The sequence below is a fragment of the Hymenobacter mucosus genome (assembly GCF_900188255.1).
Lineage (GTDB): Bacteria > Bacteroidota > Bacteroidia > Cytophagales > Hymenobacteraceae > Hymenobacter > Hymenobacter mucosus.
In genome coordinates this window covers 1-13360 of record NZ_FZNS01000008.1, presented here as the reverse complement: position 1 = coordinate 13360, position 13360 = coordinate 1, and the positions used below count along the sequence as shown (strand labels likewise).

The following is a 13360-nucleotide window of genomic DNA, read 5'->3' as shown; positions in this document are numbered from 1 at the left end:
TGTTTTGTTGCCTTACTTACCTTACCTAGCTAGAGTACCCGCTTCTCTTGAGCTTCGGCTAGGAGCAAGGTTTTTTCGATGGGCACTACCCCTACTTGCTCGCATACTAAGCCCCCACCCAGGTTAGCCAACGCGGCCGTTGTGGGAGCTGGCAAGCCCAGCGCCACGCACAGAGCCGCAATACTGATGACCGTATCGCCGGCGCCCGATACATCGGAGATGCTGCGCAGGTGGGCCGGAATGTAGGTAGGCTTCCTTTCGCTGTTCTCCACGAAAACGCCGCGTTCCGAAAGCGTCACGAGCACAATTTCGGGGGTGAGTACCTCCCGCAGCCGCGCTACCGCCGCTTCAAACTGGGGCCGGTCGGCGTCATTATCGCCAAACTCCAGCTTCAGTCCTTCGCGTAGCTCCTTCAAATTGGGTTTGAAAAGCGTACAGTTCCGATACGCCAGGAAGTTCTTTTTCTTGGGGTCAACGACGGTTGGAATGCCCTGCTGGCGGGCTAGCTGAACGAAGTGCTGAATGCTGGTTTCATTGAGGACGCCTTTATCATAATCCTCAAAAATCACTACGTCGGCGCGAGACAGAAGCTGTTCAAACCGGGCCGTGAGGCCCGCATTTTCCTCGCCGTTGAGGTCTGTTTCCACCTCCGAATCGATGCGTAGGAGTTGCTGACCATGGGCGAGAATGCGCTGCTTCACGGTGGTAGGCCGGTAGCCGGAGCGCACAATGCCCTCGGCCGATAAGCCGGTGGCATGCAGTAGTTCCACTAGCTGGTCGCCGCCCTGGTCCTCTCCTATCACGGCGCACAGCAATGGGGTAGCTCCCAGAGCCTGTACGTTCAGAGCTACGTTGGCGGCCCCACCCAGGCGCTGCTCGGTGCGGCTTACATTTACTACCGGCACCGGCGCTTCGGGTGAGAGGCGGGTGGCCTTGCCCCACACGTAGGCATCCATCATCACATCGCCCACAATCAGGACGGTGAGGCGGTCGAAGGCAGCAAAAAGTTCGGGCAGAGAAGCGGGCGGTACGGCGGCAACGGGCATTACGGCGAAATCAGGGGGTATGAGCCGCAAAGGTAGGTAGTATGCCAATAGTGCAACGCTCCGGCCGCAGACACAAGCCTTGGCCCCAACAGCTCTGCCCGACGCGGGGCGGCTGAGCCGGGGCTTTTGCTACGTGTTCTGCGCCGGAGCGCTGTTACTACGTCTGGGTGGGCGTGCTTGCCCACGCGTTTAAACCAGTTTCAGGAGGCTGGCTTTAATGCGAATAAACGCCTCCCGCAGCTTTTCGTCGGCGGCGGCGGTGCTGAAACGAATGCAGTTGGGTGCTCCGAAGGCCCCACCGTCTACTGCCGCTACATGGGCATCATTGAGAATGAACAACGCCAGCTCGGCGGCCGATGTAATGGTGCTGCCATCGGGGGTCTGCTTGCCGAAGTACCCCGTAACATCGGGAAAAATGTAGAAGGCGCCGCTAGGCGTGGGCGTGCGGAAGCCGGGCACGTCTTGCACCAGTTCCAGCACTAGGTCGCGACGGCGACGGTAGGCGGCTACCATTTCGTCGGCGGAGGTGCGCCCGCCTTGCAGGGCGGCCAAGGCACCGCGCTGGGCTACGGAGCAGGTGCCAGAGGTAATCTGGCTTTGCATCTTTTCACAAGCTGAAGCAATTTCTTTGCGAGCCGCCAGGTAGCCCACGCGCCAGCCCGTCATGGCATAGCCCTTCGAGAAGCCATTGACCGTGATTACGCGGTCTTTGATGTCGGAGAACTGCGCAATGCTCACGTGCTCGCCCACGAAGTTGATGTACTCATAGATTTCGTCGGCTAGCACATGCACCTGCGGATGGCGGGCCACTACCTCCGCAATGTCGGCCAGCTCTTCACGCGAGAACACCGAGCCCGTAGGATTACAGGGCGAAGAATACATGATGAGCTTGGTGCGGGGCGTAATGGCAGCTTCTAGTTCGGCGGCCGTCACTTTAAAGTCGTTTTCCAGAGAGCCCATCAACGGTACGGGCGTACCTTCGGCTAGCTTCACCATCTCCTCGTAGCTCACCCAGTAGGGCGCAAACACGATAACCTCGTCGCCGGGGTTGACCATGCTCATCACCACGTTGGCCAACGACTGCTTGGCCCCGGTGCTCACCACAATATTTTCGGGCTTGTAGTCTAGCTGGTTGTCGCGCTGCAGCTTGTCGCAGATGGCTTGGCGCAGGTCGAGGTAGCCGGGTACGGGCGTGTAGAACGTGAAACCTTCGTCAAGCGCCTTCTTGGCGGCGTCTTTGATATACTGCGGGGTCTGGAAGTCGGGTTCGCCAAAGCTTAGGTTGATAACATCTAAGCCTTGGGCGGCCAGCTCGCGGGCTTTTTTGGCCATGGCAATTGTCTGCGACTCCTGCATGGCATTGATACGATCGGACAGAACAGACGGCGCGAGGGTAGAAACTGCGGACATGAACGGTAGAGGTGATGGAAAGCGTAAAAGTACAGAAGGCACCAAACTCGGCCAGCCCACTGGGGCAGACCGAAGTGGTAAGGAACGCAAAAGATTCGGCACCGCCCAATCTAACATCCTACGCTTTTACGTTCTCTAACGCCCAGCTACGCCCACGTATCATCCCGAGGGTCAGCGCCTAGCCGTCTGTGCGGCCCAGGCACCGGAAGCAGCGGAGCAGCAGCCGCAGGTCCATGCTTGGCTCGTAGTCTTTCGCATAAAGTAGCTCCAGGCGCCGCCGAGTGGCATCAGTAAGCGGGGCGGCTGAGCGCGCCGCATCGGCCGGCGACAGGATGGCCTGTGCCACCCGCCGAGGGGCGGCAGCGTAGCGCAAGCCCACCCAGGTGCGCGAGCCACCTAGTACCCGCAGGCAGTTGCGAAGAAACTCTCCTTTGTGAGTCTGCAACCACACGAGTACCGGCGAAGCCAGCAGCAGGAACAGGCTGGTCAGGATGTCGAGCACGCGCTTGTTGCGGACCTGCTGGGGCCGAAACAGATTGAGCGTAATATCTAGCGTGTAGTAGTCGCCGGGCGAGTTTTTGCCGGAGCTACCAATGATGTACTCACTGTCTTGGGGTAGGATTTTGTACGCTACCGGCGGGTGCTGGGGCAACGACACCATTAGGCCAATAATTTGGCTGGCGGGAAGGTCGCGCCCGCAAAAAATCAACTCATCCAGCTGGTAGATGCGGATAATATCATCGAGCTGGCGTACCTCACCCAGCACATCGTCGGCGGGCGGCGCGGCACTCCCGTTTGGTTCGATGTAGCCAATGATGCGGGCCGGTACGGCGGCGTGTTCCAGCAAATGACGCACCCGCTGGCTTTCCTGCTGGGAGCCAACGATGCCCACGTTTTTCTGGTGCCGATCTGCCAGGCGAAAAGTGCGGTGCCGGATAAGGTTAGCCAGTTCGCGCCGGAGCAGCAAAGCCGCTACCGCCCACACTGCTCCCAGCACAATGAGGGCCTTGGAAAAGCGCCACGGGTCCAGGAAGTTGCTGACGGCCGATATTAGCACCGTGCCCACAAAGATGCCCCGCACAATACGGCTGGTGCGGATGGGCTTGTCGTAGGCCCCACTGAAAAAGCACGAAATCAACCATACTGCCACGTATACCGGCACGGCCACTTCCATGTACTTATCGGGGTAGGGCGCGCGTACGTACCGATGGTTCTGCTCCCAATACGTTTTGAGAAAATACATACCTCCGTACACCAGCGCACCATCAAGTAGGGCGGGTGCCACCTGCACCAGTAGGCGCTCTATTACCGCCGCGCCGGCTCGCAGCCAAATAGCGAGGTTAATCAGAATGCGGAAAGTGCCCGCTCGCCCGGGGGCAAAGTGCTTCTGAGCGAAGATGACCATGGCCCGGTAGAACACGAAAACGTAGTTTACGCTCGTGCGCTTGGTGCTTTCTCCTTTGTAGTGGATAATGCGCGTACCCGGGTAATAGTAGTTTTTCCAGCCGGCCTGCGTAAGTCGATACGACAGGTCAATATCCTCGCCGTACATAAAGTAGTCCTCATCCAGCAGGCCTACTTGGTCGAGGGCTTCCCGACGCATCAGCATAAAAGCGCCGCTTAACACCTCTATCTGGTGGGTTTGCTCCTTATTGAGGTAGCCTAAGTGGTAGCGCCCAAAGCGCCGCGACGTTGGAAACAGCTGGGCTAGGCCAAATATCTTGTAAAACGCCACCCAGGGCGTAGGCAGGCCCCGCTTGCTTTCCGGCAGGAACTGGCCCTGCCCATCAAGCATCTTCACGCCCAGCCCTCCCGCGTCGGGGTGGGCTTCCATAAACTCGCAGCACAGCCGGAAGGTATCTTCCTCTACTACCGTGTCGGGGTTGAGTAGAAGCACGTACTTGCCCCGCGCCCGGCGCAGCGCTTGGTTATTGGCGCGAGAAAAGCCAGGGTTGTTTTTATTTTCGATAAGATGAACCTCCGGAAACCGGCTGTGCACCATTGCCACCGAGCCGTCCACCGAGTTGTTGTCAACCACGAACACCTCCACGGGCTGCCCTAGCTTTTCTACTGCTCGCCGCACCGAAAGTAGCGCCTGCTCTAGAAAGTAGCAGACGTTGTAATTGACGATGACGACCGAGAGCGTAATGGAGGACGGCACAGGTACAGGCGGGGAAGGGCCACGAAAGGTAACAACGATTGACCGAACGAAGAATCACACAACCGGACGGCTTACTACCTCAGCAGTACAATCGCCTTGCATTCTCTTAGAAACAGTGCATACGATATAAAAAAGCCCCTCAGATTCCGTCCGAGAGGCTTTTTTAAGAAAATGTTAAGTTCCTGGCGGGCGCCGCAAACGCCTACCGAGCCTGACGCTGGCGCTCCACAATGCTACGGCCCAGCGTAATTTCGTCGGCGTACTCTAGCTCGCCGCCCATGGGGATACCGCGGGCAATAGTGCTGACGTGCACCTGGGGAATATCCCGCAGCTTGCGCGAGAGGTAGAAGGCCGTCGTGTCGCCTTCCATAGTGGGGCTGATGGCCAAAATAACCTCCCGAATCTCGGACCCGTCCTTAGTCACACGCTCTACCAGCGAGTCGATGGTCAGGTCGCCAGGGCCGATGCCTTCAATGGGGGAAATCACACCGCCCAGCACGTGGTAGGTGCCTTGGTATTGGGCCGTATTTTCGATGGCAATAACATCGCGAATGTCCGATACTACGCAAACCGTGCTTTGGTCGCGAAGCTGGTTGGCGCAGATACTGCACTCGGCCGTATCAGAGATGTTGTGGCAGGTGTCGCAGTAGCGAATTTCAAAACGCATCTTCGCCAAGGCTTCGGCCAGGGAGGCAGTAGTATCCGTCTCGGCCTTAAGCAAATGCAGAGCCAGTCGTAGCGCGGTTTTCTTGCCCACGCCCGGCAGCTTTGCCAGCTCGCCCACGGCGTTTTCTATGAGTTTGGAAGGGAATTCCATTCAGATCGAGAAGTAGTAAAAAAAGCGTGTCATCCGGGCCGCACAACGGACAGTAATGGACCTATTGTGTAACAACAACTGGCCCGTGATAAGTCCTTTTGGTGCGCCGGATGACAGATTTTTTCGGCCTAGTATGGCTTACATTACGTCGGCGGAGATGCCCCGGTCGTGAATGGCGGTACACATGTCAGCCAGCTCATCGTAGGAGCCATGCTTTACGGTGCACTGGCCTTTGTAATGGATGAGCAACGTGCACTGCTCGGCCTGCTCAGGCTCATGCCCGCACACATCAATGAGGGTGCGAATTACGTGTTCGAAGGTGTTGATATCATCGTTGTACACGATGAGGTCGCGCACGTCAATAGTTTCTTCCAGGAGCAGAACGTCCTCGTCGTACTCGATTTGCGGGTTGCTGTTCATGGTGCAAAAATACGGAAAAAATGGGCGAAAAACCGGGTTTACTAGCCTCAATAAACTTGGTATAACTACTTGATTGGCAGAATTGTTTCGCACTTAGCGAGTAAAAAAACCAGCCATTGGGCGGCGGTAGTAGCCGGTGGTTTGCGGGCGGCGGCTGGGCGCATGGCATCCAGATTCTGCTGTAGATTCGGCTTTCGTTTCCCCTACCCTTCTCCTTTTCATGCTTCACTTTATTTCTCGCTTGCGGGTACTCCCACTGCTAGCCGTGGTGGTGCTGACGCACCTACCCGCCCGCGCCCAGCAGCAACTGCTGACCATGGAAGATGCCTTCCTCAACCGCAGCCTGCAACCCCAGAGTCTGCGGCAGCTTTCCTGGATTCCGGGTTCTGCTGATGATTTCAGCTACCTGCGTATTGAAGGCGGGCACGATGAACTGGTACGCGGCACAAATAGTGGCCAGACCAAGGCCATCATGACGCTAGCTGAGCTGAGCCAAGCCTTGCAAACGGCCGGCGCCCCCGCCGTGAAGGCCACGGCGTTTCCGGTAGTAACGTGGAGCGCCGCGAATAGCTTCCAAATCACTCGCGCTGGTACGGTGTACCGCGTGGACGCCGCCACCAAGCAAGCCGCCGCCCTGTTTGGGTATGCTACCGATGCTGAAAATGTGGACCCGGACCCCAGCGGAACCCGCGTAGCCTACACCAAAGACCAGAACCTGTACATCTCGTTGGCGGGCCGTGAAAATGAAGCGGTGACGCAGGAAGCTACCCCCAGCATTGTGAACGGGCAGGCGGCTCACCGCTCGGAGTTCGGCATCACGAAAGGTACTTTCTGGAGCTCTACCGGCACTAAGCTGGCCTACTACCGCATGGACCAGACCATGGTAACGGATTATCCGCTGGTTGATATTTCCACTGCTCCGGCGCAGGCAAAGCCATTCAAGTACCCAATGGCTGGCGACAAAAGCCACGAGGTAACGGTGGGCGTGTATGACCTGAACTCGCGCAAAACGGTGTTTTTACAGACCGGCGAACCCAAGGAGCAATACCTTACTAATATCAGTTGGAGCCCCAACGAGAAGTCGGTGTATGTAGCCGTGCTAAACCGCAACCAAGACCACCTGAAGCTAAACCAGTATGACGCAACCACCGGCGCTTTGGTAAAGACGTTGTTCGAGGAAAAGTCAGACCACGATTTTGTGGAGCCCTTGCACCCGCTCACCTTCGTACCGGGCCACCCTGACCAGTTCATTTGGCGCAGCCAGCGCGATGGGTACGAGCAGCTGTACCTGTACAGCACCAGTGGCAAGCTGCTGCGCCAGCTTACGAAAGGCAGCTGGCAAATCACGGACCTATTAGGCTTTGCCGATAAAAACCGGGAGGTAGTGTTTCAGAGCACGGCGGCTGGCCCTTTGCAGCGGCAGCTATATGCCGTGAAGCTCAGCGGCGGGAAGCCCCGCCAACTCAGCCAAGGCCAGGGCACCCATACCGCCACACTCAGCCCCAGCGGCACCTACCTACTCGACACGTACAGCAGCACTACCACGCCGCGCATCATCCGCACAGTACGCGTGGCTGATGGTAAGCCCGCGCAAACGCTGCTTACGGCGCCAAACCCGCTTACAGGCTACCAGTTGGGCGAAACCAAGCTCGTCACCATCAAGGCCGCCGACGGTAGCACTACCCTCTACGGGCGCCTCACTACGCCGCCCAACTTCGATGCCAGCAAGAAATATCCTACCGTAGTGTACCTCTACGGCGGCCCGCACGTGCAGCTCGTCACGGATTCGTGGCTGGGTGGCGGCAACCTCTGGATGCAGCTGATGGCGCAGAAAGGCTACGTTGTGTTTACCGTCGATTCGCGCGGGAGCGGCAACCGGGGTTCGGCGTTCGAGCGGGCCACGTTCCGGCAGCTCGGCACCGTAGAAATGGCCGACCAGCTTGCGGGAGTTGAATACCTGAAGAGCTTGTCCTACGTAGACCAGGCCCGCATGGGCATCCACGGTTGGAGCTTTGGCGGTTTCATGACTACCACCCTGATGACGCGCAGCCCCGGCACCTTTAAAGTAGGCGTGGGTGGCGGTCCGGTTATCGACTGGCGCCTGTACGAAATCATGTATACGGAGCGCTACATGGATACGCCCCAGCAAAACCCCGAAGGTTACGAAAAAGCCAACCTGCTCAACTACGTAGACAAGCTGCAAGGCAAGCTCCTACTCATCCACGGCACCGTAGATGACGTGGTAGTGTGGCAGCACAGCCTCGACTACCTCAAAACTGCCGTCGATAAAGGCATCCAACTCGACTACTTCGTGTACCCCGGCCACCCGCACAATGTAGGCGGCAAAGACCGGGTGCACCTCTACAACAAGATTACCCAATACTTAGACGAGAAGCTGTAGCCTTTTTTCCGGAATGAAACATCCCCGGCCTCCTATCTATCCAAGGATGAGAACCAACCGTCAGCCGTAAACACGGGCCGCAGCTGCTGAGCTGCGGCCCGTATGCTTTTATGCCGCGCGCTTAGAGCATATATTTCCAGGTAGCGGAGTAGATATTCGAGTACTCCCAGACCAGCAGTGACTAGATCAAATAGAACAGCAATACCACCAAAAATTGCGTAGCTGCGTTTCTTGCTTACTTGTAGCCTACCTCTGCCTTTTCTTGTATGCCCGTACCGTCCGCCGAATTCAAACGTGCTCTGAAACATCTATCCGACAAAGAGAAGGAAGCCTTGCTTCTGCGCGCTGCCCGTCGTGATGCAGAGCTCTACGACACGCTTTGTTTTGAGCTGCTACCTGACGTAACAACGGAAACCGTGTTTGAGCAGGCTTCCGATCAGATTCACGAGCTATTTGCTGTGGGCGCCACGGGGCGCCTCCTCAACCGCAGCCTTACCAAGGCCCTGGGTAAAGCCACCAAGGAAGTAGCCAAGGCCCGCCGCATCACCAAGGATAAACGCCTGGAAATAGACCTGAACCTTTACACCTTGCGCCACATCTTCGAGAACTACACCGGGCAGTTTGAGAGTGTGTACGCCGGTTTCTACACCAGCACGGCCCGTTTGGCGGCCCGCACCACTCAGCTTGTGCTTCAGAATTTGCACGAAGACCTCTGGCTGGAGTACAAGCCGGAGCTAGACGACTTTCTCGCCCAGCTCCACGCGCGCGCCAAGAGTCGTAGTCTTAAGTTTGAGCTGCCACGGGAGCTTGTGCTACCAGATTAGTAGTTTATTGCGGGCAAAACTTGCTCCATGCTTATTTCTCGCAGTACCGCTATTCTTATCCTAGTCAGCAGCCTAGGGGCTTGCTCTGAAAGCTCCACCCAGCGCCCAGCAGCCACATCAGCGAAAGCACCGCCAGATACGGCGGCCGTTCGCAAAGCCGCCCGCGAGTACCGGGTGCACTACAATGCGCCCGTAAGCTTAGATAGCACTGATTTTTATTATCAGCCGATTTCGGTGGTGCCATTAGACCAGACCGTCCGCAGTCGTATCCTGTCCAGCAGTTCCTACGGCAGCGAATACGATGAGACCAGCAGCAACATTGAAGGCACCTGCTACAACGTACTGTTCTTTCAGAAATCGACCTTACAGGAGCACGCGTTGCTTTCGCACGGGCGCTTCGTCATTTCCGAAATTGACACCTACATCAAACCGGATGCCCGGTGGCCTTACCTGTTCTACACCATTATCAAGGCGGACACAAACGCCGATGGCAGCCAGAACGAGGAAGATGCCAGCGCCCTGTTTACGTCCGACCGGAGCGGGCAGCAACTCCACCAGCTTACACCCGACGGCACGCATCTGGAAAATCGCCTGATACTGCCCAAAACCAATGTTCTGCTCGTAGAAGTAAAACCCGATGTCAATCAAGACCGCGAGTTCACGCATGCCGACGGCACGTATTGGCTCCGATTTGACTTGCGGAATCTTGCCACTCCACCACAACGGCAGCCGGCTGCTTCGTTAACTAAGCAACTACAGCAGCAGATGCTTGACCGCCAGAGTCGGCTAGCGCAATAGGGCACTCCCTTTCCCACCCACAAAAAAGCCCCGCTGGATCACCAGCGGGGCTTTTCGATTGCAAGCGCAACCAGGCTTTAGCCTACGTGCTTACTTGGCGATTACGTTGAAGCTCAGCGTGAAGTCATCATTGATGGCTTTGTCGCCGATACCGTCGAAGAATGACTTCGAGCCATACTTGATGTCAAACTTAGTACGGTCAACGGTAGCGGTACCGCTAGCGGCGGCTACACCACCCTTCACGCCCACTTTGGCGGGGAAGGTAATGCTGTTGGTTTTGCCTTTGATGGTCAGGTCGCCGGTGATATTGGCGTTGTTAGCACCAGCAGCGGCACCTTTAATGTAGGCTACTTTCGTGATTTTGAAGGTAGCGGTAGGATAAGCAGACACGCCGAAGAAGTCGTCGGACGTGATGTGCCCCATGAACTTGGTGTTCGTTTCGGCGTCCTTGATGTCGGTAGCCTTGATGGTCTTCATGTCAACCATCACGGTGCCACCTACTAGCTGGTTGCCACGCACCAGCAAATCACCGCCTGAGAACTGTACGGTACCGTTATGACCGTGCGTTACGGCTTTGCCATCCCAGCCCAGGGTGCTGAGTTGGGGCTGCACTTTGTAGGTTTTGTCGGCCACTTTCGTGGTGCCAGCGGCTTTCGTAGCTACGGGTTGGCCAGCGTATACAGGAGCAGCCAGCAGAGCAGTGGCCAGCAGAGCTGGCAGAATCATTTTTTTCATGGTTGAAAAAAGCAGTGAAAGCAAAAGAATGGGTAAGGGAGAGTAAGCGAGAGGCGAGATTAGTCGCGAATTTTATCCAGAAGATCACTCAGGTGCGTGGCTTCCTCAGCGGTGAGGTTATTCACCCCGAGCTGCTGTTGCTTCATTACTTCGTCTAGGCGCCCCAGCAGGGCTAGTCCTTCCTCAGTAATGCGAATATCCACGGCCCGGCGGTTGCTTGGGCACACAATGCGGGTCACCAGTAGCTTGGCTTCTAGCTTGTCCACAATGCGGGAAGCATTGCTGGTTTTGTCCAGCATCCGCTCAATCAGCAGGTTTACAGTAGCCGGCTTGGGGTGCTGCCCACGCAGAATGCGCAGCACGTTAAACTGGGGCAGCGTGAGACCGAATTCTTTGAACGTAGCGCTTTGGCGCTGCTGCAGCCATCCAGCCGTGTATACCAGATTGATATAGGCTTTCTGATATTGGTCTAGGAAAGTACGTTGCTTGATTTCGTCTTCGATTTTCATGTAAGCCAGCACAAAGTCATGCGGAATGATGCTGCAAATATATGTACATACATTTAATGTTGCAACACACGTTCCACTTATTTCTATCTTTTTCGTTTCCGCTTGAGCTAGACCATTTGGCCCCTACCTCCGTATGTCTACTTCAACTCCCATTTTCTTACACCCATGAAACGCATTTTGCTTCCTGCTGCGGCCCTTTTTGCCAGTCTGGCACTGGCATCAACCGCTACCGCCCAAACCGCTACGCCAGCCGCAGCTACTTCGGCTAGTTCTGAGCGCTACCTCATGCAGAATGGTCAGGTAGTATTGATGCAAGGAGGCCGCCCTTCCGCTATTAGCAAAAATGTAGTGCTGCGTAACGGCACTAAAATTAATTATAAAAGCGGAATTGTGGAGCTTCCTGGTGGCAAGATGACGACGCTGAAAGAGGGTGACTATGTGCGCCCCGACGGAGGAATTGTATTTGCTACCCCCAGCAGCGCAGCCCAGGCGCGGGGCGACAACTCTGTACCCACTTCCGCCCAGTTTGATAAGTACGTAGACACCCGGCCGGCTCCCAACTCCTCCGCCGACGTAGAAGCCCGGCTTACCGTGCTAAACAACAAGATTACCCTCATGGGCGAGAAGATTCAGTTGCTGAACCAGAAAATCAGTCTGCTGAGCACCAATGCTCAACGCCCTACCGATACCAGCCAGCTCGACCAGCAGATTAAGGACCTTGACGCGAAGCTGAAGTAGTTTCTTGATTGCCCTATCAGGCAGCATCCCCTTCGTACACGCCTCCTGCTGAGGGCACACGCAGCTACCTACTAATGCAGTGGGCACCACGCGCGGCCCCCACCAGGAGGCGTTGCTGTACTACTCTTCTAAGATGTCGGCTTGTGCTTGGTCGCGGTAGGCCCTAGCCCGGTATGCCAACGGCGACAGCCCTGTATGCTTGCGGAAGAACCGGGTGAAGTAGCTGGAATCGGCGAATTGTAAGGTATAGGCAATTTCAGAGATGGAGGAGGATGTATACACCAAGTGGTTGTGCGCCCGCCGAACCGTGTTGGCATTTACAATTTCCAGCGCCGATTTTCCTTTTACCGCTTGGCAAATCCGGTTTAAGTGTACCGAAGTGATATTAAGCTCCCGGGCATACTCCACAATTTTTTTCTCGAAGGGAGCTGCCCGCGCCACGCTTTTCTGAAACTCGTGGAAGTAGTGCAGGTTGCGGTTAGAGCTGCTGTCGGCCTGGCGTTGCTTGTGCTTCAGCAGCCGAAACAGCTTCACGAATAGCAACTTGAAATAGCCGTTCAGGGCAAGTTGTCTTTCCGGCAAATGAGAGTGCATTTCCGCGTGAATATGCCGCTCTAGGCTAAGTAGCTCCGCAAAGCTTTCTTCCTCCGTGAAGGCCGACAGCACGTGCAGGCTGTTGAGCTCAATCAAAATAGAAGGGCTAACCTGCAAAATAGTGTCTAGGAGGGCTTCGGCCACCGTAAGGGAGCGGCCTTTTACCTGAGGGCTAAACGTGAAGCCGTGCACCACCCGCGCCGGAATGAGCACCACGCAAGGCGTAGACAATTCTACGGGTTCCACGTCGGCGTCCAGGGTAGCCTTACCAGCTTCCAAGAAGAACAGTTGGTACAAGTTGTCGTGCACGTGTGGCTTAAGGCCCCAGTTAGTTGCCCGGCTGCGTGGAGCAATGAGCTGGCTGTAGATGTAGCTGTGCGAAACCTGAGCCTTATCGTCGCCATATAACCCGTTATAATGAGCAATATCCTTGTGCATAGCGGAGCGGTACTGCGGGCGTTAAAGAAAGCCACTGACGTAGGCGAATGTAATAGAGAAGGTGATTAGTCCGTCAGAAGGAATTGACCAAATGTTTCATTTGTCCTAGCAATAGGCCAAAACATCTTACTCTGCTCAGCAGTGCACCAGTAGCTTTGTAGTACCACTTAGCACTGTTCATACAAGAGCGTAACAGTAGCTTCCCTAAGCAGTATTTTTTGACATGTTTTATTTGTCTGCCTATTTCCACAGGCAGAGCTGGGAAAGCTATGTCTCGCTCATTCGCTCTATTTCTTGGATGGTGCTAATTCCGAAGTCGGTTTCCCATTCCTTTTTTCCTTCCCAACCCCCTATCCTATGGTTACCCCCGATAACCGCCTCGCGTCGTTAGGCTTTGCGCCTGGCGTCTCTGCCCACCTAAACCTGCCGCCCGCCGCCCTCGTTGAGCACGCCCTGCGCCGGGGCGAAG

The 13360-nt window shown here is 56.1% G+C and carries 12 protein-coding genes; 4 read left to right on the top strand and 8 right to left on the bottom strand.

Annotated elements, in window-relative coordinates:
• Nucleotides 1–29 precede the first annotated feature (29 nt).
• The 5 genes from CHB83_RS17120 to CHB83_RS17100 all read right to left on the bottom strand — a co-directional run bounded on the left by CHB83_RS17120 (nt 30) and on the right by CHB83_RS17100 (nt 5854).
• Nucleotides 30–1046: a bifunctional heptose 7-phosphate kinase/heptose 1-phosphate adenyltransferase gene (locus tag CHB83_RS17120; protein WP_045688325.1), complete on the bottom strand. Its 1017-nt coding sequence runs from the start codon at nt 1044–1046 to the stop codon at nt 30–32.
• 189 nt (nt 1047–1235) lie between these two features.
• Nucleotides 1236–2456 (bottom strand): pyridoxal phosphate-dependent aminotransferase, encoded by a 1221-nt coding sequence (locus tag CHB83_RS17115; RefSeq protein WP_045688324.1) that lies wholly within the window; start codon nt 2454–2456, stop codon nt 1236–1238.
• A 178-nt stretch (nt 2457–2634) separates the two neighbouring features.
• Complete coding sequence (locus CHB83_RS17110) at nt 2635–4617, bottom strand: glycosyltransferase family 2 protein (protein ID WP_218823192.1); 1983 nt, start codon at nt 4615–4617, stop codon at nt 2635–2637.
• A gap of 202 nt (nt 4618–4819) precedes the next feature.
• Nucleotides 4820–5434 carry a recombination mediator RecR gene (gene recR, locus CHB83_RS17105; protein ID WP_045688323.1) on the bottom strand — a complete coding sequence of 205 codons (615 nt, stop codon included), beginning with the start codon at nt 5432–5434 and terminating at the stop codon, nt 4820–4822.
• Nucleotides 5435–5572: 138 nt separating this feature from the next.
• Complete coding sequence (locus CHB83_RS17100; protein ID WP_045688322.1) at nt 5573–5854, bottom strand: ATP-dependent Clp protease adaptor ClpS; 282 nt, start codon at nt 5852–5854, stop codon at nt 5573–5575.
• Nucleotides 5855–6074: 220 nt separating this feature from the next.
• On the opposite strand from CHB83_RS17100, the gene CHB83_RS17095 reads away from it, so the two are divergent.
• From CHB83_RS17095 to CHB83_RS17085, 3 genes are all read left to right on the top strand, one after another.
• A complete protein-coding gene (locus CHB83_RS17095; RefSeq protein ID WP_089333517.1) occupies nt 6075–8255 on the top strand; it encodes a S9 family peptidase in 2181 nt (726 codons plus the stop codon).
• Nucleotides 8256–8521: 266 nt separating this feature from the next.
• Nucleotides 8522–9079 (top strand): hypothetical protein, encoded by a 558-nt coding sequence (locus CHB83_RS17090; RefSeq protein ID WP_045688321.1) that lies wholly within the window; start codon nt 8522–8524, stop codon nt 9077–9079.
• Between the two features lie 27 nt (nt 9080–9106).
• A complete protein-coding gene (locus CHB83_RS17085; protein WP_089333516.1) occupies nt 9107–9877 on the top strand; it encodes a hypothetical protein in 771 nt (256 codons plus the stop codon).
• A 90-nt stretch (nt 9878–9967) separates the two neighbouring features.
• Here the strand turns inward: CHB83_RS17085 and CHB83_RS17080 are convergent, their stop codons facing one another.
• Entirely contained in the window at nt 9968–10612 is a 645-nt protein-coding gene (locus tag CHB83_RS17080; protein ID WP_045688319.1) for a YceI family protein, read from the bottom strand.
• 59 nt (nt 10613–10671) lie between these two features.
• Nucleotides 10672–11121, bottom strand: coding sequence for a MarR family winged helix-turn-helix transcriptional regulator (locus tag CHB83_RS17075; RefSeq protein ID WP_045688318.1), 450 nt, complete (start codon nt 11119–11121; stop codon nt 10672–10674).
• 165 nt (nt 11122–11286) lie between these two features.
• Here CHB83_RS17075 and CHB83_RS17070 point away from each other — a divergent pair, with 165 nt between their 5' ends.
• The gene (locus CHB83_RS17070) at nt 11287–11859 is read left to right on the top strand and encodes a DUF6799 domain-containing protein (RefSeq protein ID WP_089333515.1); all 573 of its coding nucleotides are present in this window, start codon (nt 11287–11289) and stop codon (nt 11857–11859) included.
• A gap of 120 nt (nt 11860–11979) precedes the next feature.
• Here the strand turns inward: CHB83_RS17070 and CHB83_RS17065 are convergent, their stop codons facing one another.
• Nucleotides 11980–12891, bottom strand: a complete 912-nt coding sequence (locus CHB83_RS17065; protein WP_045688316.1) for an AraC family transcriptional regulator — start codon at nt 12889–12891, stop codon at nt 11980–11982.
• Nucleotides 12892–13360: the final 469 nt, after the last annotated feature.